Origin of the sequence: Streptomyces sp. NBC_00620 (assembly GCF_026341825.1) — a bacterium.
GTDB lineage: Bacteria > Actinomycetota > Actinomycetes > Streptomycetales > Streptomycetaceae > Streptomyces.
The window spans coordinates 218,736-237,557 of record NZ_JAPENY010000001.1 but is presented as its reverse complement, the minus strand read 5'-3'; the positions used below and the strand labels follow the sequence as shown (position 1 = coordinate 237,557).

Below are 18,822 nucleotides of genomic sequence, written 5' to 3'. Positions count from 1 at the left end.
TCCTCCGCCCTACTTGAGGTAGACCAGGCCGTCCGTGGTCACCGTCGGTCGGCCGCTGGTGCCGACGACCACGATCTTGACGGTGTGCTTCGCGCTGGAGGTCCAGGTCTTGGTCCAGATCGCGTCGCGGTACTTGGTGGTGGCCGACTTCAGGTCGACGGTGGTGACCTTGGTGCCGTCGACGTAGATGTTGGCCTGGCCGGAGGTGGCGGCGCGCGAGACCGTCCAGGCGACCGAGCGGCCGGTGAAGGTCCAGGTCAGGGAGGCGTTCTTGGCGGAGCTGGTGTACGACTTGCCGCCGAGGTAACTGGCGGAGGACTTGGCCGTCCAGGTGCCGGACTTGGTGGCGGACGTCTCCTGGAGGATCACCGGAGTGCCGGTGACCGCGGCCGTGCCGGTGTTGCCCGCCCGGTCGTAGGCGGTCAGCGACCAGGCAGTGGCGGCGCCGGACTTGGCGGTGTGGGCGGCGCTGGTGACGGTGGGGCCGTACGTCGCGGCGACCGGAGCGGTGAGCCGGACCTCCTTCAGCGCGGTCGTGTCCGTGGCCTTCCAGTTCAGCGTCAGCGGGACGGCGGTGGTGTTCACCGTGCCGGTGCGCAGGGCCAGGCCGGGCTTGGTGGAGAAGGTGGGCGGCGTGGTTTCGGCGACGACCGTGGCCGCTGCCGTGGTCGTCGTCCTCCCGGACTGATGGCGGGCCCGCACGGTCACCTTGTGCGTGCCCGCGCCCAGGGTGGCCTTCGCGGAGGTTGCCGTACCGGCCGTCGTGGCGACGACCTTGCCGTCCACCAGCACCTCGTACGTCGAGATCAGCGCGGCAGGCGTCGTGGCCGACCAGTTCACCGTGATGCCGGCCTTGGTGTAGTACGTCGAACCGGAGAGGCCGGCGCCGCCGATGGACTTCAGCGTGAGCCCGGCGACCGGACCGCCCGCCCAGCTGCGGATCGTGGCGAGCTGGTTGTAGAGGGCGTCCCCGGGACACTGGGTGTTGTAGCCGTCACGGTGTCCGTGGATGACCGGAAGGCTCAACTGCGCGCCCTTCACCCAGGACTTGTGGAAGTAGTTGGTGCCGTCCGCGCCCGCGGTCAGGGTGGTGGTGCCGGTCGGGTCGACGCCGTACTGGCCGAGCTTCCAGGCCGCGATCCGGGCGACCGAGGTCATCGCCGCCGTCGAAGGGGCGGTGTCGGTGTAGGTGCCCAGGACGGAGATGCCGGTGGTCTCGGAGTTGAAGCCGTAGGCGTGCGCGCCCATGACCGGCAGGTCCACGCCGCCCTTGCGGCCCTCATAGACGGTGCCGCACTTGTCGACCAGGAAGTTGTAGCCGATGTCCTTCCAGCCCAGTTCCTTCACGTGGTAGGCGTAGATGCCGCGCACGACCGCCGGGGCCTGCTCGCAGGTGTAGTCGTTGGACTCGGCGGTGTGGTGGACCACCACTGCCTTGATCTTCCCGTCGGGCAGATAGCCCGGCTCCTCCGGGCTGATCGACTCGTCCGCGCCCCAGCCGGCACGCGAGGTGATCGCGGGCTTGGGCGCGGTGGACGGCGGAGCCGAGGGGACGCTCGTGGAGGGGCTCGGCGAGACCGAGCCGGAGGCCGTCGGTGACCCGCTCGGTGTGGAACTGGAACTCTCCGATGCCGACGCCGACTCCGAGTCGGAGGGCTCGGACGTCACCGTCTCGGAGGTGGTCGCCTCCGGCGAGGTCGTCGCGGTGGCCGATTCCGTGGCGGTCTCGGTGGTGGACTCCCCGGGGGAGGGTGTGCCGCTCTCCTCCACCACGTACGCGGCCGGTTCCAGCCCCGAGACCGTCCCGCTCCCGGGGTCGACCATGTCGAGGCGCAGTCCCTCGGGCAGCCGCGCCGACCCCTTGCCGTCCACCCGGACTTCCACCCCGTCGGAGGGCCCCACCCAGGCCGGCTCGGTGCCGCCGCGGGCCGCGCCCGACTCGCCCTGGCCGCTGTTCCCGTCCAGCGCCAGCCAGTTCGACCACGTGCCGGTCTCCGTGCTCCGGGTCCGGATCTCGACAGCCCCCGCCACCGCCGCGGACGGATCCGTCCAGGTGACGCCCAGCATGCTGAACGGTTCGGTGTCCCGCTTGCCCAACTGGGCTGACGCACCGTCGTCGGCCACCGCCAGGCGGGCCGATCGTGTCTTGCTCTGGACGGGCCCGGACTTCCCGTCGTCCGCCGAGTCGTCACTCGACCCGCCTGTGAGCCCCTGTACGGCCAGAGCCCCGGAAACCGTCGCGGCCACCAAAGTGGCGGCACCCCACCAACGACGCCTCATGTCGACGCGCACTTCCTTCTCCCGCGAGCGGGCGGTCAAAAAAGATCGAAGAAGAGCCAGACCCTATGCCCTGTGGGGAGGCTGTGGATCAGTGTTGATCGGCTCAGGACAAGCGGAAGGGACCCGGCCGGTTTTCCGGCCGGGTCCCTTCCACATATGAAGGCCCGCTGACCTGCGAGGGTGCACCGCTCGCCGGTCTTGGCGAACTTGTACTACTGGTAATCGGCCCTGGATCAGGCCTTCTTGGTCTCCCAGAAGATCTTGTCGATCTGGGCGATGTAGTCCAGCGCCTTCTGGCCCGTCGCCGGGTCGGTGGACGCCTTGGCGGCCGAGAGGGCCTTCAGGGTGTCGTTGACCAGCTGGTGCAGCTCCGGGTACTTCTCGAAGTGCGGGGGCTTGAAGTAGTCGCTCCAGAGCACCGAGACGTGGTGCTTGGCGAGCTCGGCGCGCTGCTCCTTGATAACGGTGCCGCGGGCCTGGAAGTGCGGGTCGTCGTTGGCGGCCAGCTTTTCCTGGACGGCCTTTACCGACTCCGCCTCGATGCGGGCCTGGGCAGGGTCGTACACACCGCAGGGCAGGTCGCAGTGCGCGCTGACCTTGACCGTGGGGGCAAACAGGCGGGAAAGCATGCTGCTGTCCTTCCTCGTGATCGTCTTCTCAGGTGGGACATTACTCCGTAGGAGACGGGTTTTCGCGAGTGCCCCCATGGGCTTAGGACAAAAGTCCAGGGTGAGACTGGGACTCGTGGAGGATAGGACCGGGGAGGTGCCGGTGATGCCGGAGCTGTCGCAGGAGACCGAGCGTGGGAGGAACGCCCTGCCGTTTGGGGCGGCGGAGGTGACGGGGCCGTCGATGGTGCCCACGCTCGAGCACGGGGACCGGCTCGTCGTGCAGTACGGGACGCGGTTCAGGCCCGGTGACGTGGTCGTTCTGCGTCATCCGTTCCAACAGGACCTGCTGGTCGTGAAGCGGGTCGCGGAGCGGCGTGAGGGCGGGTGGTGGGTGCTCGGCGACAATGCGTTCGCCGGTGGGGACAGCACCGACTACGGCACCGTGCCCGAGGAGCTCGTCCTCGGGAAGGTGCGGTTCCGGTACCGCCCGCTGAAGAGCGGTCAGCGGTCGCCGTTCGCGCTGGTGCGCTGGGTGCTCGGTGCCGCCAGGCCCGTGCTGTCCGACCGGTCCGCCTCCAGGCGCTTGCGGGCGCGGTAGGCGGCCACGTTGGCGCGGGTCGCGCAGCGGTCCGAGCAGTAGCGCCGGGAGCGGTTGGTCGAGGTGTCCAGGAAGGCGTTGCGGCAGGGGGTCGCCTCGCACTGGCCGAGGCGGTCGACGCCGTACTCCGTCAGGTGGAACGCCAGCCCCATCGCGGCGATCGCGGCGTAGCCCGCCGTCGCGTTCGACGGGTGGTCCGCCAGGTGCATGTGCCACAGCGGGCGCCCGTTGTCGTCCCGGTAGTCGTGGCCGGAGATCTGCGGGCTGACCGGGAACTCAAGGAGGAGTGAGTTCAGCAGGTCAACGGCCAGGGTCTCGTTGCCGCCGTCGGCCGCCTCGAAGACCGCGCGCAGACGGGCCCGTACCGAGCGGAAGCGGGTGACGTCCGCATCCGTGGCCCGGCGGGCCGCCGAGGAGTTGCCCCCGAAGAGGTCACGGACGGCGTCCACCGAGGTGAGCGAGTCCTTGCCCCGGAGTGGTTCCTCGCTGTTCACGAGGCGTACCGCGTAATCCGAGTAATAGGCCAGTTCCACTTGTAGTCCTTACGGTGGCGCTCTATCGTCGTGGCTGCGGAGAAGTAACGGATGACTCTGCTTCAAGGGTATTACGGGCTGTGCCGGTATCACGCGGCCGAGTGAAGGGGCTTTCATGACCACCACCACCGGAACCGACTGGGGCGCCTGGCAGGAGAGCTGGGACCGGCAGCAGGAGTGGTACATGCCGGACCGCGAGGAGCGCTTCCGGGTGATGCTCGACATGGTCGAGGCCCTCGTCGGGCCCGAGCCGCGCGTCCTCGACCTCGCCTGCGGCACGGGCACCATCACGGCCCGGCTGCTCGACCGCTTCCCCGGGGCCACCAGCACCGGCGTCGACCTCGACCCCGCGCTGCTCACCATCGCCCGGGGCACCTTCGAGGGCGACGACCGGGTCTCCTTCGTCACGGCCGACCTCAAGGACCCCCAGTGGCCCTCGCTGCTGCCGTACGACTCGTACGACGCCGTACTGACCGCCACGGCCCTGCACTGGCTGCACAGCGAACCCCTCGCGGCTCTCTACGGCTCGATCGCGGAACTCGTCCGCGACGGCGGTGTCTTCATGAACGCCGACCACATGATCGACGAGACGACGCCCCGGATCAACGCGGCCGACCGCGCCCAGCGCCACGCCCGTATGGATCAGGCCAAGGCGAGCGGCGTCCTCGACTGGGCCGAATGGTGGCAGCTGGCCGCCCAGGACCCCGTCCTCGCCGCGCCGACCGCCCGCCGGTTCGAGATCTACGGCGAGCACGCGGAGGGCGACACCCCGTCCGCCGACTGGCACGCGCGCGTACTGCGCGAGCAGGGGTTCGGCGAGGCCAGGACCGTGTGGCGCTCGCCGTCCGACGCGCTGGTGCTCGCGGTCAGGTAGGCGCTCCGGTACGGAGATTCAGAGGTGGTACAGGAAAATTCGTACCGCCTCTTCCGTGTCCTGCGGTCCCCGCCGCACTGGAAGGGTGAGACCGCCCATGAACGCGGGCAGGGGAAGGGACGGGATGACGCGCGGTGAGAGAGCTGCTCTGTTTGCCTTCGTGGAGGGCAGGCGTGCGGCACTGTCCGTATCGACTACCTGGTGTGCGGCAACCGTGAAGAGGCGGAGGACCGAGACGGGTACGGCGAAGTGCCGGACGCGGCGGAGCGACCGTGGGCAGTGACACGTGGCTCATGGTGCGGGCTGCTCTCGTGGGGCTCCCGCTCAAGCAGCAGGCGGTGCTGGTGCCGTGTTTCCGGGCCGCGGCCGCCGCCGAACTGCTCGGGATGCGAGCGAGCAGGGTCAAGAGCCAGGCGGCCAGGGGACTCGCGGTGCTCAGGGCCGCAGCGCGGGAGGGACGCGTATGGACCACAAAGAGGTTGAGACCAGCCGGGTCAGGGATCTGCTCGGGCGCGCCCTTGCTGACGTCCGGGCGCCCGTCGGCCGCGGCAGCGAGGCCCTCTTCGCGCAGCCTCCCTGCTGCGGGCGGCGCGCGGGGCGGCAATCAGCGTCGCGCCGGTGGTGGTTGCCGCCGGGCTGGTTCTCGGCCCCGGCCTTCTGAACGGTGGTGAGAGCCGGGAGAGCGTCGCTGGTGAACTCGCCTCCGGCGCGTCCGGGTTCGGGAAACCGCTTCCCGCCGGAACCGGTGAGATCCGCGAGGTGTCCTTGACGCGCCTGATCATGCAGGTGCCCAAGGCGCCGCCGCCGAAGCCGGTCGGGCCCTACGGCGGGGACTGCGCGGTGAGCCGCGACGGCGGTACCGGAGGCATCACCGTGCGGGTGGGCCAACCCGAAGACCGACCCCACGGCCAGGACATGATCGGGGAGGGTCCCTGCGAGGCCTGTCCTCAGGAGGGCCAGCTGGCCTGCACGTCCGAGAAGCTCTCGGACGTGCAGGGAACTCCCCAGGGGCGAGGAGTGCGAAGTCGTCCTCAAGCATAAGAACGACACCATCCTCCACATCCGCGACAGGTTCCGGCTTCCTTGGTGCGGATGTCACCACTGCGCGAAGAAAGGGCGCCACGGAGTTCCCGAACTAATTGCTGGACGGAGCTCCACTGCCGGTCCGGGAGCGGAAAATCGAATCGGAGGTCGGCTGCAGTTGAAAGACGGCATGTTGCTGAAAGTAAATGACTCGACGGATTTCAGCGAGACGGGTGAAAAGGGCCCGATGCTAAATGAATTCTCGTTGACGCTGGAGCAATTGTGCGAGCCGGTGCTCAAGCCGGACCTGTTGCCGTAGCTTCCCGACACGAAGAGGGGGCGGTGTGGAAGCCCCGCGCCGCCCCCTCGGCGCGCTGTGTAAAACGACCTTATCGACCGGATATCCATGCCGTCATCAGATCGGATTCAAACTCATCTGCGCCATTGGCGCCGTTCCGTACCACCGTGGTGAACATCAGAGTGTGCCCTTCCGTAAAGTCGTAATCACACTTCGTGGGAGGGTTGTTGGCGCCATTTGCGTCATGGCACTCGCCACTGCGCCCGTAGTCCGTCGTCCATTTGAGGACGGCACGCTTTCCGTCGACGCGCATGTCCTGGACAGTGAAGTAGTCGCCTGTTGAGTAGAAACACCCAAGGGCAAAGGCGTAAGGGGGGCCACAGAATTTTGTGGTTGCGGCGTGAGCCGGTGTACCGATGGCAAGCAACGCCGCCACCGAAGCGGCCGCTGTTGTTGAAGCCGTAATGATCCTTCGTGTGGCTCGCATATAGGGTCCTTAGCCTTGAGGGATGGGGATGGCGGAGCCCCTAAGTGCTCCAACTCTCTTTGACCCTAAGTTGCTTGATGTATAAGTTGCAAGAGGATTCCGTTCCCTTCGCGTTTCACCGTGTTCGCGGAAGGCTGGCGTGGGGTAGATTGCGCCACTTTTCTGTCTGAATCAGGGGGAGCCCGCCTTGGTCTGTGATTTCCACCACCTCTCATCAGAGGGTGTGTCCGCTGCGGTGACAATTGCGGCCGGATACGCGACAGCAGTCCAAGGGCACCGTCGGGCTTCGAGCACCGCGAAAGTGCTTCCTTGTTCTCGTGAAGCTGCTGCGGTAACAGAGGCGTAGACGGCACCAGGGCGCGAAGGAGGGGCGGTACGGATTTCCCGTACCGCCCCTGCTCAGTTGCTCAGTCGGTCACAGCACCTTGGACAGGAACGACTGCGTCCGCTCGTGCTGCGGATTCGTCAGTACGTCGCGGGGGTTGCCGGACTCGACCACCACACCGTCGTCCATGAAGACCAGCGAGTCGCCGACCTCGCGGGCGAAGCCCATCTCGTGGGTGACGACGATCATCGTCATGCCGTCCGCCGCGAGGTCCCGCATGACGTCGAGGACTTCGCCGACCAACTCGGGGTCGAGGGCCGAGGTCGGCTCGTCGAAGAGCATCAGCTTGGGCTCCATCGCCAGCGCCCGCGCGATGGCCACGCGCTGCTGCTGGCCGCCGGAGAGCTGGGCCGGGTAGTGGCCCTTGCGGTCGCCGAGGCCCACCCGGTCCAGGAGCCGCTGCGCGCGCTCCCGGGCGACGGCCTTGGTCTCACCCTTGACCTGGAGCGGCGCCTCCATCACGTTCTCCAGCGCCGTCATGTGGGGGAAGAGGTTGAAGCGCTGGAACACCATGCCGATGTCCCGCCGCTGCGCGGCCACTTCCCTTTCCTTGAGCTCGTAGAGCTTGTCGCCCTTCTGCCGGTAGCCGACCAGCTGGCCGTCGACCGACAGCCGGCCCGCGCTGATCTTCTCCAGGTGGTTGATGCACCGCAGGAAGGTCGACTTGCCGGAGCCGGACGGGCCGATCAGGCAGAACACCTCGCGGGCGTTCACCTCCAGGTCGATGCCCTTGAGGATGTGCGAGAGCCCGAAGGACTTGTGCACGCCCTCGGCTTTGACCATGGGGTGGCCGCTGCTCGTGCTCGGGGCGATGTCCTTGCTGAGACCGCTCATCGGGTCACCTCCGGGCGGCGGAACGAACCGAACAGACGGAGGTTCTTGCGCAGGCGCTGCAGTGGCGTCGGTGGCAGGCTGCGCGACGAACCACGGGCGTAGCGGCGCTCCAGGTAGTACTGGAAGACGCTGAACACGCTGGTCAGGATCAGGTACCAGATCGATGCCACGAAGTACATCTCGACGACCGCGAGTGAGGTACTGGAGACGTCCTGCGCCCGTTTGATGAGTTCGTTGAACTGGACCGCGTAGGCGAGCGACGAGGTCTTGAGCATGTTGATGAACTCGTTGCCGGTCGGCGGCACGATCACGCGCATGGCCTGCGGGAGGACCACGCGCCGCAGCGTCTTGCCCTGGGTCATGCCCAGCGCGTGCGAGGCCTCCGTCTGCCCCTCGTCGACCGACTGGATGCCGGCCCGGACGATCTCGGACATGTACGCGGCCTCGTTGAGACCGAGACCGAGCAGCGCCGCCAGGAACGGCGTCATCACGTCGTTCATCTCGTCCTTGTAGAACCCCAGATTGAGGATGGGGAACACGAGGGCGATGTTGTACCAGAGAAGCAGCTGCACCAGCACCGGAGTGCCGCGGAAGAACCAGATGTAGAACCAGGCCACGGTGCTGGTGACCGGGTTCGAGGACATCCGCATCACCGCGAGGATGACGCCCAGGACCAGTCCGAGCGCCATGGCGAGTACGGAGATGTACAGCGTGTGCCAGACCCCGGACAGGATCGTGCCGTCCGTGAGGTAGTCCGGGATGATGTCGTAGTTGATGTTCGCGTTGGAGAACGCGATCCCGATCAGCACCAACACGGCGATGACCGCCGCGCCGGCCACCCAGCGGCCGTAGTGGCGCACCGGGATGGCCTTGATCTGCTCCGGCGGCACGGACGGCGCCGGAGCCTTGTCGACAGTGTCAGCCACAGTGACTGCCCTTCAGTGTTGCGTCAGGCAGGGTCAGGAGCCGCCGTTGATCTTGGCCTCGGTCACCGCGCCGTCCGTGACGTTCCACTTCTCCAGGATCTTCGAGTACTCACCGTTCTCGATGATCGCGCTCAGCGCCGCCTGAAGGGCGTCCCGCAGCTCGGTGTTCTCCTTGCTCACACCGATGCCGTACGGGCCCGCCTCGATCTGGTCGCCGACGACCTCGAAGTCGTTGCCGCCACCCGACGTCTTCGCGTTGTAGGCCGCGACCGGGAAGTCGTTGAGGTCCGCGACGGAAGCGCCCTGCTTGAGGCGGAGCAGAGCCTCGGGGTCGGTGTCGAAGGTCTGCAGCGTGATGGCCTTCTTGCCGTCGTCCTTGCACTTCGTGCTCTGCGCCTTGGCGATGCCCTCGGACGTGGTGCCCTTCTGCAGGGCCACCACCTGGCCGCACAGGTCGTCCAGGGACTTGATGCCCTTGGGGTTGTCCTTCTGGACGAGGATCGAGGTGCCGGCGGTGAAGTAGTCGACGAAGTCGAGGCCGTTGCCGGCCTTCTTGCCGGTGTCCGAGTCGATGCCTTCCTGGCGGTCCTTCGTGTCGTTCATCGCCGACATGATCACGTTGAACCGCTTGGACTGCAGGCCCACGATCAGCTGGTCGAACTTGCCGTTCTGGAACTCGAACTTCACGCCCAGCTGCTTGCCGAGGGCGTCCGCGATGTCCGGGTCGATACCGACGGCCTTGCCGCCCTCCATGTACTCGACCGGCGGGTAGGCGATGTCCGATCCGACCTTCAGGGTGCTTCCCGGCTTGATGTCCGCGGGGAGCTTGTCGGCGAGCGGTGCCGCTGAGGTCGACGCCGTGTCCGAGCTGCTGCTGCTGTCGTCCGTCTGGTCACCACAGCCGGCGAGCAGCAGGGCACCCGCGACCGCGATCGCGCCGACCGCGGCTGTCCGGGAGCGCGTGACGGTCGTACGACGGGTGGAGCTTGCGGTCATGTTGGGTCCTCCGGCGGATGAAGTGAGATGCCGATGGGTCGACGAGAACACACACCTTCGGGTGTCGCGACCTTGTGTGATTACGGCATCTTGCCATTCGGACCTCGTCATTCAGACGACCAGCTATGTCAAAATCGGATAACGGGTGACCCCCGGAGCGCTGCGGGCCTGTACAGCAAGGCCGGATCTTGTGCGGGAACTGATCCTTCCGGCCGGAGGATCTTCGGTGTACCTCAGGATGCAAGCGGCCGCTACTCGGCATTTGCGGAGCCATGCGGGCAAGTCAGGGACTTGTCCACATATTCCGCCATGAGTCATCTCACCGGCGTGTGACCTTCGCGCTATGGACTCGCCGTCGGCACGGTCCGTCGGGTAGGAAGGTTCTTTACACCCCTCATCCGGGGCTCAGGGCGCGTGTGCGGCGCGCCCGTCGCGTTTCGCCCGTACGCAACCACGGCGGCAGGGCTTACGCGGTGCCCGCCCACCCCTCAACCAGGAGTGGTCACCCTCAAACCATGAAGACTTAAGGGGTAAAACAAAGTGGCAGCGGAGATTGTCAATCCTCGCACCGCGAGCAGTGGTGACAGCAGCGGCGACAGCGGCAGTACCGATCAGGATCGCCTGGGCGAGCCCCTCGATTCCTTCGATCCCGCGTTCGCCCTGCACCGTGGCGGCAAGATGGCCGTGCAGGCCACCGTGCCGATCCGCGACAAGGACGACCTTTCCCTGGCGTACACGCCCGGCGTCGCGAAGGTGTGCAGCGCGATCGCCGAGCAGCCGGAGCTCGTCCACGACTACACGTGGAAGTCGTCCGTCGTCGCAGTGGTGACGGACGGTACGGCGGTGCTCGGACTCGGGGACATCGGTCCCGAGGCCTCCCTTCCGGTGATGGAGGGGAAGGCGATCCTCTTCAAGCAGTTCGGCGGGGTCGACGCCGTGCCGATCGCGCTCGCCTGCACCGGCGTCGACGAGATCGTCGAGACGGTGGTCCGGCTCGCGCCCTCCTTCGGTGGAGTGAACCTCGAGGACATCTCGGCACCCCGGTGCTTCGAGATCGAGCACAAGCTCCAGGAGCGGCTGGACATCCCGGTCTTCCACGACGACCAGCACGGGACCGCGGTCGTGACACTGGCGGCCCTGCGGAACGCCGCGAAGCTGACCGGGCGGGAGCTGGGTGACCTGCGCGCGGTGATCTCCGGTGCGGGTGCGGCCGGTGTCGCCATCGCCAAGTTCCTGCTCGAGGCCGGGCTCGGCGACGTCGCCGTCACGGACCGCAAGGGTGTCGTCTCGAAGGACCGGGACGACCTGACGGACGTCAAGCGCGAGCTGGCCGAGATCACCAACAAGGCGGGTATCTCCGGGTCACTGGAGTCCGCCCTGGCCGGCGCCGACGTCTTCATCGGCGTCTCCGGCGGTACGGTGCCGGAGCCGGCGGTGGCCTCCATGGCCGAGGGCGCGTTCGTGTTCGCCATGGCCAACCCGAACCCCGAGGTGCACCCGGACATCGCCCACAAGTACGCGGCTGTCGTCGCGACCGGGCGGTCCGACTTCCCGAACCAGATCAACAACGTGCTGGCGTTCCCCGGGATCTTCGCCGGGGCGCTGCAGGTGCGGGCCTCTCGCATCACCGAGGGAATGAAGATCGCGGCGGCCGACGCGCTGGCCGCGGTCGTCGGGGACGACCTTGCCGCGGACTACGTGATTCCCTCGCCGTTCGACGAGCGGGTGGCTCCGGCGGTCACGGCCGCGGTGGCCGCGGCTGCTCGGGCGGAGGGTGTGGCCCGGCGCTGAGGTGCGGTGTTCGGCCCCGCCGGGACTTTCCGGCGGGGCCGTTTTTTCGCCCCCTCCGCCCCTGCCCGTCCCTTGCTTCCGGGCTACGCCCGGTTTCAGCCCGTCCGGCGTTTGAGGACGAGGCCGTTCAGGCCGAAAGCGGGGGTCTGGGGGCGCAGCCCCCAGGTACGGGACGGGCAGGGGCGGAGGGGGCGAAAACCCTGTGACGTGAGCCCCGTACACGGCGGGACGCGTGTCACAGAGGGGCGTGGTTCCGCCAGGCGGCGGCGGAGCCTATCGTCAAGGTCATGTTCGCTGCCTACGCTTCCCGAATCGACCGTGACCAGCCGCTCAACGGCCTGGAGTTGGGGGAGCGCCCGGCCCCCGAGCAGAGGCCGGGATGGACGACCGTGAACGTCAGGGCCGCCTCCCTCAACCACCACGACCTGTGGTCGCTGCGCGGAGTCGGCCTCGCCGAGGACAAGCTCCCGATGATCCTCGGATGCGACGCCGCCGGCATCGACGAGGACGGCAACGAGGTCGTGCTGCACTCCGTCATCGGGCAGACCGGCCACGGGGTCGGCCCCAAGGAACCCCGTTCCATCCTCACCGAGCGCTACCAGGGCACCTTCGCCGAACAGGTCTCCGTGCCCGCGTGGAACGTACTGCCGAAGCCCAAGGAACTGTCGTTCGCGGAGGCCGCCTGTCTGCCCACCGCCTGGCTGACGGCGTACCGCATGCTCTTCACCAATGCCGGGGTGCGCCCCGGTGACTCCGTCCTCGTCCAGGGCGCCGGCGGAGGTGTGGCGACGGCCGCGATCGTGCTCGGCAAGGCCGCGGGGCTGCGGGTGTTCGCCACCAGCCGCGACGAGGCCAAGCGGAAGAGGGCCGTCGAGCTGGGAGCGGTGGAGGCGCTGGAATCCGGGGCTCGGCTGCCGCAGCGGGTCGACGCCGTCATCGAGACGGTGGGCGCCGCCACCTGGTCGCATTCCGTCAAGTCGCTGAAGCCCGGCGGCACTCTGGTCATCTCGGGCGCCACCAGCGGCGACCGGCCCTCGCACGCCGAACTGACCCGCGTCTTCTTCCTCGAGCTCAAGATCGTCGGCTCGACCATGGGCACCAAGGACGAACTGGAGGACCTGCTGTCCTTCTGCGCCGCCACCGGCGTGCGGCCCGTCATCGATGAGGTGCATCCGCTCGACCGGGCCCGCGAGGGGTTCGAACGGCTGGAGTCGGGCGATCAGTTCGGGAAGATCGTTCTGACGGTGAGCTGACCGCATTTGGCTGCTCCCTGCGGCGGGCTCGGGTTCCGCGAGCCCGCTGTTGCGTGTCAACCGTGGTTGACAGCGTGACCGAATGGACGGATCTAGCCGAGCGTGCATGTGGCGTGATCCGCACATCGGACTGCGGGCGGTCGCCATGCTGCGGAGGCTCACGAACTTCCTTGGATATCCGCAGCGTTTCGTCAACTCTGGGCGTCACGCCGTCCGTCCGGTGTTGATGTCGCACTTGAGTTCGATGGTCGAGTGTGTGACCTTTCCGCGGAGCTGTCGTTGATCGGATGTCAGCATTAAGGGTGGGGACGGGGGCGGTGGTGGGACGGAAGCTGCAGATGGCCGACGGGGAGACTGCTCGTACGGCCTGCGCCCGTGGCCTGCTGCGCGCCGCAGTCGACGAGAAGTCGGGTGAGGTCCTGTCGGCTGTCGTGTTGGTGGAGCGGGTGGGCTGGGCTGCTGATCTGGTGTCCGGGATGGTCGCCGCCCTGCTGACCGAGCACTGGAATGCCGCTGATGTGGATGTGCTGGCGTGCGGTGAGGATGCCGGGGGCCGCGCGCTGCCGTCGAATGCCTGGATGGCCTTGCGCCGCCTGGGCTGGACTGTTGGCCCGGCCGAGGGCATCCGCGCAAATGACCGCATAGTGCGGATGGCCCAGGAGACGGCTGGGCGGACGCTGCGCTCGGTGAAGTGGCGCGCAGACCTCACCGGCGCAGTCATCGAGACCTGGCCTGCCGACCCTGCCAAGCGCACCTCTGAGGAATGGGACGCGGTGCGTGAGGCGGTGCTTGGCGGTCGGGTTCTGCCGTCCACTGCCATCAAGTCGCGTACCCGGCAGATCGCCGCCTTCGTCAAGAGGCACGGCCGGATGCCGGGCGATGTGTTTGAGCTAGAGGCCGCGCCCCGCGTGGCGCGGATGCTGTTGCTGTCTGCCTGCGACGGGCAGCAGGCCACCATCGAGCGCACCGACGATCCGATCCGGGCGCTGCTGCGCCTGCAACTGCCCACCCGCCCCGACCCGCGGTCCTACGCGGACTGGACGTGGGTGGCCTGCCGCATTGCGCTGCCGCCGACGATCCCCGCCAGTGCAGTGCTGCACCTGCCCACCCTGCGCCTTCATCAGGGCAAGGTGCGGGCCGATCTCGCCTACACCCACGCCGTCCCGAAGCCGCAACGGAGCGGGCATGTGATCGCGCTGGGCGTGGACTGGGGCCTAAACACACTGCTGTCCGCCGGAGCTGCCCGACTCCACAACGACGGCACCATCACCGCCCTCGGGGCCGGGGCCATGTTCCGCGCCGCAGGGGTCCTCGCGAAGCAGCACCGTCTGCGCCGTCTGTCCGAGCACCTGCATGCTAAGGCCGACCACTACCAGCAACTCATTGGCAGAGCCGAACATCACCATCTGACCAGCAGGTATGCGGTCCTGGCCGAGGAGATCCGGCGCGTCTGCGACAGGCGGTCGAACCTCAATGACGCTCTGGCCTTGGCTGCCGCCCGCTGGGCCGTGGACCAGGCCATCGCTGCCGGGGCGAGTGTCATCTACGTCGAAGACCTCCGCTCGATGGAAGCGCGCGGCATGGGCCGCACCCACAACACTCGCATGTCCCAGCAGGTGCGCGGCCAGATCGTGGACCGGATGCGGCACCTGGCCGCCGAGACCGGTATCGCCGTCGTCACCGTCCCGGCCCGGAACACCTCGAAGCACTGCCCGCAGTGCCTGGTCCCGCTGCGGCACCGCAAGGCCCCCGACCGGCCCACCACACCCGGCTGGAAATGGGCTCGGTGCGGCGCCTGCGGCTGGCAAGGCGACCGCGATCAAGGGGCCTGGCAGCGCATCGCTGCACGCGGCCTCACTCACCAGACCAAAACCGCGACCGACCGCACCAGCGGGGCCATGGTCATCCGCGCGGTGGTGGACAGACTCGAAGCGCGTGCGGTGATCACAACGCCCGCGCCGAAGACCCGCCGGACAGACCGGTCCAAGACCGGATCCACCCGGCGACGCGCAGCAGGTCCGACGCCCAGGCGACGCCGGACACCCTCCCCCACCAGACCTCCGGGTCCGGCGGGCCAGCGTCCGGAGGGACACGCTCACACGGACCGGACCCGGCTGCCCCGTGCAGCCCACCGGCACCAGGGCGTGACGACGATCAGCACACCCACCAACCGGCACCGGCCGCGAGGAGCAGCACTGGGCGCAGGCTTCCACCTGCACGCCCACGCCACCCCTCCACAGTGGGCAGAACCCGTCCCAGACACCACGTCCGGCATGGGATCGCTTAGCTAGTCAGAGACGCTGCTGGAGCAGTTGGGCAAGCTCGGTAGGAGTGATGTTCGAGCGGTGTACGTAAGGATGCGCGCGGTGGTCGAGGGTGCGGTCGGGCATAGCGAACGGGTGAGGGAGAGAGCGAAGAGGCACATGGGGTAGGCGCGTTGGAGTCGGGGATGGGGGCGGGGCGGCGGGCCGAAGGACTCGTCCTCAATTACCGGACCGAGAGGCTCGGACGGAGCTGAAACGTCAGCCCTTCGTTTTCCTCAGCGCCGCTCCGATGTGCGCCGCCGCCGTCGACAAGTGGCGGCGGGTCTCGCGGAGTTGGTCCTCCGTCACGCCGTGGTCGCGGGCCGCGTCGCGGATGTCGTCGCGGAAGCGGTCCAGGAGGCGGTCCAGGTCGCGGGCCGGGTTGCCGGTGGAGTCCTCGTGGGCCCAGGAGGGTTCGTAGCCGGCGGGGAAGTCGTCCGGGGTGACCGTGTACTCCGGCTCCTTGTCCGTCCGGGTTTCCTTGGCCGTCCTGGTCTCGCCGGCCGGTCCGGCTGCCGTTTCCGGGCGACCGAAGCCGAAGTCCTTCCCGAAGTCCTTGCTCAGGTCCTTGCCGAAGTTCTTCCCGAACTCGCCGAACTCCTTGGCCAGTTCGGTCAGACCCTCGCGGACCCCCGTCGGCCAGTCGCCCCGTGCGAAGTGGTCCTGGACCTGATCCTGGACATGCTTGGCCATGCGCTGCATCTCCTCCTGGGCCTGGGCGCGGACCCTTTCCTGGGCCTCCTTGGCCTGGCGGCGGGCGCGCTGCGCCTCGTCGCGGGCGCGGCGGCTCTCGTCCTTCGCGCGGCGGGCCTGCTCCTTCCACTCCTGCTTGACGCGCCGCATCTCCTCCTTCGCCACCCGCCACGACTCCTTGTCGCGGTAGTCGCCGAAGTCCCCGAACTCGCCCTGCGCGCCGTCGTGTTCCTTGGCTCCGGCGCCGCCCGAGCCGCCGCGCCGGGCCTCCGTGGCCGCCGCTCGCATCTCGCGTCGCAGATCGCCTGCCGCGCCCCGTACATCGGCACGGATCTCCGCCGCGAGCTCCGCCACCGACTCGCGGATCTCCAGCTCCAGGTCGGCCAGCTCGCCACCGCGGTCGGCCAGTTCGGCGCGGCCCGCGTCCGTGATCGCGTACACCTTGCGACCGCCCTCGGTGGTGTGCGTGACGAGTCCCTCGGCCTCCAGCTTGGCGAGCCGCGGGTAGACGGTGCCCGCCGAGGGGGCGTACAGGCCCTGGAAGCGCTCCTCCAGGAGCCTGATCACTTCGTACCCGTGGCGCGGCGCCTCGTCCAGCAGCTTCAGGAGGTAGAGCCGGAGACGGCCATGGGCGAAGACGGGGGCCATCTCAGAGCACCTTCTTGTCGGTCGGGCCGTCGGTCGGGGCGGCGGAGGGAGCTTCGGCCGAGGCCTTGGGTGCGGCGTCCTGCGGGTCCTCGGGCGGCTCGTCCTCCGTCGGTGGCCTGCGCAGCAGGGCGATGGAACCGGAGACGGTGATCGCCTTCAGCTTGCCGTTTCCGGCGCCAAGCCGGCCGGTGATCTTCTTGGCGCCCCACTGTCCGTTGACCCGGAGATCCTCGAAGGCGTTGGAGACTTTGCCGCTCGTGGTGTTCGCCTCCACCACCGCGTCCGCCGGGTGCGGGAGCCGGATGGCGATCTCGCCCGAGACGTTCGACAGCTGGACGTCGGTCGGGAAGCCCGTGGTGTCCAGGTCCACGATCATCGAGCCGCTCACCGATTCGGCCCGCACGGAGGAGCCCGAGCCCTCGACGACCGTCAGGTCGCCGGAGACGGAGTTGAAGCGGAGGTCGCCGGTGACGGCCTGGGCCTCCAGGTTCCCGGACACCGTGTCCACGCGTACCTGACCGGCGATGCGGACCAGCGTCGTGTCGCCCGTGACGCCCTTCACCTCCACCCGTCCGTCCGTCCCGGACACCACGGCGTTGGCGCCGACGACGCCCACCTCGACCCGCGTGCTCGCGGGGACGGCCAGGGAGACCACCACGCTGCGGCGCCAGCCCTTGCGGTCGAGCCACTTGAGGAAGCCCTTCCAGGGAAGGTCCTCGTACGCCACAGTGAGCGTGCCGTCCTTCTGGGTCACCACGAGTGGCGGGCCCTCCAGCTCGGACACCTCGAGCCGGGCGGAACCCTCGTCGGTGCCCACGACGTTCACTGTTCCGTTGACCACGCGCACATGCAGTGCCGTCACGGGGGCGTCGAAGGTGAGCTTGCTGGGCTCGGCTACGGACCACTCGGACATGGTGCGACCTCCTCGACCGGATCGGGATGTGACGCGCCATATCGCGTCTATCACTGAACACGATATATCGCGGATACGGAAAGTCAAGACACCTTTTCCGGTGATCTCGCCCGACGGCTCTGTGGTGGTCTTCTGATGCCCTCCGGGTGGACAAAAGGGGCAAGTTGCTCCTGGGTGGGCCTACCGTATGACCATGTCCACGACGTCCGGCGAGCCCTCGGGCCAAGCCCCCGGTGCCCTGCTCCTCTGCCGGGCGCAACCCTCGTCCGTCGGGCCCGCCGCCCAGTTGCTGCGTGAGCGGATGCTGCTCACCGGGGCCGGAGACGAGTGGAGCGTGCTGGTTCCCGAGGGCAGGCCATGGCTGCACGGTGCCGAACCCGTCGACCGGGTGCTCACCGGCTGGGCCACGGCTCTCGGCGTCGGCGCCCCCTGGCCCGTACTCGCCCTCTGGTGGGACGCCGACCACAGCGGCTACACCCTCGCGTCCGGGTTCCGGCGCACCGTCGGCTACGAGTGGCTGGCGAACGGCACCCCGGTCGGCGAGGACGAGGCGATGCGTACCTTCGCGGCCCGCCTCGGGCTCGATCCCGTGCTCGACATGCAGTCCCTGGAGCAGTTGGCCAAGCCCGACGCGGCCGCCGACGCCGGCGCGCGTATGCGCGGGCTGCTCGCCGTCCTCACGCGCGCGGGGGTGGTACTTCCGGCCGGGCTCACCCCTGGCGAGTCCGTCGGGCGGCTCCGTGAAGTGGCCCGTCTCCAGCCCGGTGCCGAGCAGATCGAGTGGACCGGGTGGCGTGCCGCGGTCCGTGCGGAGCTCGACGTCGTGGAGGGCGGCAGCCTGGGACCGTGGCTGCGCGGCCCGAAGGCCCGTGCCCTCGCGGTGGCCCAGCTGGCCGCCGGTGTACCGCTCGCCGCCTGGGGCGTACGGCGACGCAGTGGCGGCTGGATCGCGGCGGGGGCCCTGCTGGTGATCCACGGTGCCCTGGGGCTCGCGTACGACCGGCTGCGGGCCTTCGACTGACGTCTACGGAAGCGTGCGCCAGCGACTCACGACGTCTACGGAAGCGTGCGCCAGCGACTCACGACGTCTACGAAAGCGCGCGCCGGCGACTGACGTCTACGGAAGCAAGCTCCAGCGACTGACGGCACGACACGGAACCGCCCCGCCTCTACTCCTCGTCGTCGTCCTCATCGTCCAGCCGCGCCAGCCACGTCGCCAGCCGCTCCACCGGGACCTCGAAGTCCGGGTTGAGGTCGACAAACGTACGCAGCTGCTCGGCGAGCCACTCGAAGGTGACCTCCTCCTCGCCGCGCCGCTTCTCCAGTTCCTCGATGCCGCGGTCGGTGAAGTACATGGATGGTGCTCCGTGAGGTAA

General features: G+C 68.5%; 16 protein-coding genes. 6 read left to right on the top strand and 10 right to left on the bottom strand.

Annotation, left to right across the window (positions count from 1 at the left end; translation table 11 throughout):
- Positions 1 to 9: 9 nt before the first annotated feature.
- The gene (locus OG246_RS01015; protein ID WP_266454429.1) at positions 10 to 2,280 is read right to left on the bottom strand and encodes an N-acetylmuramoyl-L-alanine amidase; all 2,271 of its coding nucleotides are present in this window, start codon (positions 2,278 to 2,280) and stop codon (positions 10 to 12) included.
- Positions 2,281 to 2,513: 233 nt separating this feature from the next.
- On the bottom strand, positions 2,514 to 2,909 hold the full coding sequence (gene sodN, locus OG246_RS01010) for a superoxide dismutase, Ni (protein WP_266454427.1): 396 nt from the start codon (positions 2,907 to 2,909) through the stop codon (positions 2,514 to 2,516).
- A 145-nt stretch (positions 2,910 to 3,054) separates the two neighbouring features.
- On the opposite strand from sodN, the gene sodX reads away from it, so the two are divergent.
- Positions 3,055 to 3,489: a nickel-type superoxide dismutase maturation protease gene (sodX, locus tag OG246_RS01005; protein ID WP_266463747.1), complete on the top strand. Its 435-nt coding sequence runs from the start codon at positions 3,055 to 3,057 to the stop codon at positions 3,487 to 3,489.
- Here the strand turns inward: sodX and OG246_RS01000 are convergent.
- The gene (locus tag OG246_RS01000; protein WP_266454424.1) at positions 3,393 to 4,022 is read right to left on the bottom strand and encodes a CGNR zinc finger domain-containing protein; all 630 of its coding nucleotides are present in this window, start codon (positions 4,020 to 4,022) and stop codon (positions 3,393 to 3,395) included. The two genes, sodX and OG246_RS01000, sit on opposite strands and share 97 nt — an antisense overlap.
- A 115-nt stretch (positions 4,023 to 4,137) precedes the next feature.
- Between OG246_RS01000 and OG246_RS00995 the strand changes: the two genes are divergently transcribed.
- Positions 4,138 to 4,896 (top strand): trans-aconitate 2-methyltransferase, encoded by a 759-nt coding sequence (locus OG246_RS00995; protein ID WP_266454422.1) that lies wholly within the window; start codon positions 4,138 to 4,140, stop codon positions 4,894 to 4,896.
- 1,412 nt (positions 4,897 to 6,308) lie between these two features.
- On the opposite strand, the gene OG246_RS00990 is transcribed toward OG246_RS00995, so the two are convergent.
- The 4 genes from OG246_RS00990 to OG246_RS00975 form a co-directional block, all read right to left on the bottom strand.
- Positions 6,309 to 6,704, bottom strand: a complete 396-nt coding sequence (locus OG246_RS00990) for a hypothetical protein (RefSeq protein ID WP_266454419.1) — start codon at positions 6,702 to 6,704, stop codon at positions 6,309 to 6,311.
- A gap of 415 nt (positions 6,705 to 7,119) precedes the next feature.
- Entirely contained in the window at positions 7,120 to 7,923 is an 804-nt protein-coding gene (locus tag OG246_RS00985; RefSeq protein ID WP_323178270.1) for an amino acid ABC transporter ATP-binding protein, read from the bottom strand.
- Positions 7,920 to 8,849 carry an amino acid ABC transporter permease gene (locus OG246_RS00980; RefSeq protein WP_266454416.1) on the bottom strand — a complete coding sequence of 310 codons (930 nt, stop codon included), beginning with the start codon at positions 8,847 to 8,849 and terminating at the stop codon, positions 7,920 to 7,922. The genes OG246_RS00985 and OG246_RS00980 overlap by 4 nt, the downstream gene beginning before the upstream one ends.
- Positions 8,850 to 8,882: 33 nt before the next feature.
- Positions 8,883 to 9,845 carry an ABC transporter substrate-binding protein gene (locus OG246_RS00975; RefSeq protein WP_266454414.1) on the bottom strand — a complete coding sequence of 321 codons (963 nt, stop codon included), beginning with the start codon at positions 9,843 to 9,845 and terminating at the stop codon, positions 8,883 to 8,885.
- A gap of 540 nt (positions 9,846 to 10,385) precedes the next feature.
- On the opposite strand from OG246_RS00975, the gene OG246_RS00970 reads away from it, so the two are divergent.
- From OG246_RS00970 to OG246_RS00960, 3 genes are all read left to right on the top strand, one after another.
- The gene (locus OG246_RS00970) at positions 10,386 to 11,636 is read left to right on the top strand and encodes an NADP-dependent malic enzyme (RefSeq protein ID WP_266454412.1); all 1,251 of its coding nucleotides are present in this window, start codon (positions 10,386 to 10,388) and stop codon (positions 11,634 to 11,636) included.
- 287 nt (positions 11,637 to 11,923) lie between these two features.
- On the top strand, positions 11,924 to 12,889 hold the full coding sequence (locus OG246_RS00965) for a zinc-binding dehydrogenase (RefSeq protein ID WP_266454409.1): 966 nt from the start codon (positions 11,924 to 11,926) through the stop codon (positions 12,887 to 12,889).
- Positions 12,890 to 13,227: 338 nt separating this feature from the next.
- The gene (locus tag OG246_RS00960) at positions 13,228 to 15,180 is read left to right on the top strand and encodes a zinc ribbon domain-containing protein (protein WP_266454406.1); all 1,953 of its coding nucleotides are present in this window, start codon (positions 13,228 to 13,230) and stop codon (positions 15,178 to 15,180) included.
- Positions 15,181 to 15,411: 231 nt separating this feature from the next.
- On the opposite strand, the gene OG246_RS00955 is transcribed toward OG246_RS00960, so the two are convergent.
- Positions 15,412 to 16,533 (bottom strand): PadR family transcriptional regulator, encoded by a 1,122-nt coding sequence (locus OG246_RS00955; RefSeq protein WP_266454403.1) that lies wholly within the window; start codon positions 16,531 to 16,533, stop codon positions 15,412 to 15,414.
- Between the two features lies 1 nt (position 16,534).
- The gene (locus tag OG246_RS00950) at positions 16,535 to 17,446 is read right to left on the bottom strand and encodes a DUF4097 family beta strand repeat-containing protein (RefSeq protein WP_266454401.1); all 912 of its coding nucleotides are present in this window, start codon (positions 17,444 to 17,446) and stop codon (positions 16,535 to 16,537) included.
- A gap of 193 nt (positions 17,447 to 17,639) precedes the next feature.
- On the opposite strand from OG246_RS00950, the gene OG246_RS00945 reads away from it, so the two are divergent.
- Positions 17,640 to 18,467, top strand: coding sequence for a hypothetical protein (locus OG246_RS00945; protein ID WP_266454398.1), 828 nt, complete (start codon positions 17,640 to 17,642; stop codon positions 18,465 to 18,467).
- 148 nt (positions 18,468 to 18,615) lie between these two features.
- Here the strand turns inward: OG246_RS00945 and OG246_RS00940 are convergent, their stop codons facing one another.
- Complete coding sequence (locus tag OG246_RS00940; protein ID WP_037674049.1) at positions 18,616 to 18,801, bottom strand: DUF6104 family protein; 186 nt, start codon at positions 18,799 to 18,801, stop codon at positions 18,616 to 18,618.
- Positions 18,802 to 18,822: the final 21 nt, after the last annotated feature.

Excerpts from the sequence above, each read along its gene's own strand:
- OG246_RS01015 (WP_266454429.1), bottom strand. The coding sequence starts at position 2,280 with ATGAGGCGTCGTTGGTGGGGTGCCGCCACTTTGGTGGCCGCGACGGTT.
- sodX (WP_266463747.1), top strand. The coding sequence starts at position 3,055 with ATGCCGGAGCTGTCGCAGGAGACCGAGCGTGGGAGGAACGCCCTGCCG.
- OG246_RS00945 (WP_266454398.1), top strand. The coding sequence starts at position 17,640 with ATGTCCACGACGTCCGGCGAGCCCTCGGGCCAAGCCCCCGGTGCCCTG.
- OG246_RS00990 (WP_266454419.1), bottom strand. The coding sequence starts at position 6,704 with ATGCGAGCCACACGAAGGATCATTACGGCTTCAACAACAGCGGCCGCT.
- OG246_RS00975 (WP_266454414.1), bottom strand. The coding sequence starts at position 9,845 with ATGACCGCAAGCTCCACCCGTCGTACGACCGTCACGCGCTCCCGGACA.
- OG246_RS00950 (WP_266454401.1), bottom strand. The coding sequence starts at position 17,446 with ATGTCCGAGTGGTCCGTAGCCGAGCCCAGCAAGCTCACCTTCGACGCC.
- OG246_RS00955 (WP_266454403.1), bottom strand. The coding sequence starts at position 16,533 with ATGGCCCCCGTCTTCGCCCATGGCCGTCTCCGGCTCTACCTCCTGAAG.
- OG246_RS00960 (WP_266454406.1), top strand. The coding sequence starts at position 13,228 with ATGGCCGACGGGGAGACTGCTCGTACGGCCTGCGCCCGTGGCCTGCTG.
- OG246_RS00940 (WP_037674049.1), bottom strand. The coding sequence starts at position 18,801 with ATGTACTTCACCGACCGCGGCATCGAGGAACTGGAGAAGCGGCGCGGC.
- OG246_RS00985 (WP_323178270.1), bottom strand. The coding sequence starts at position 7,923 with ATGAGCGGTCTCAGCAAGGACATCGCCCCGAGCACGAGCAGCGGCCAC.
- OG246_RS00965 (WP_266454409.1), top strand. The coding sequence starts at position 11,924 with ATGTTCGCTGCCTACGCTTCCCGAATCGACCGTGACCAGCCGCTCAAC.
- sodN (WP_266454427.1), bottom strand. The coding sequence starts at position 2,909 with ATGCTTTCCCGCCTGTTTGCCCCCACGGTCAAGGTCAGCGCGCACTGC.
- OG246_RS00995 (WP_266454422.1), top strand. The coding sequence starts at position 4,138 with ATGACCACCACCACCGGAACCGACTGGGGCGCCTGGCAGGAGAGCTGG.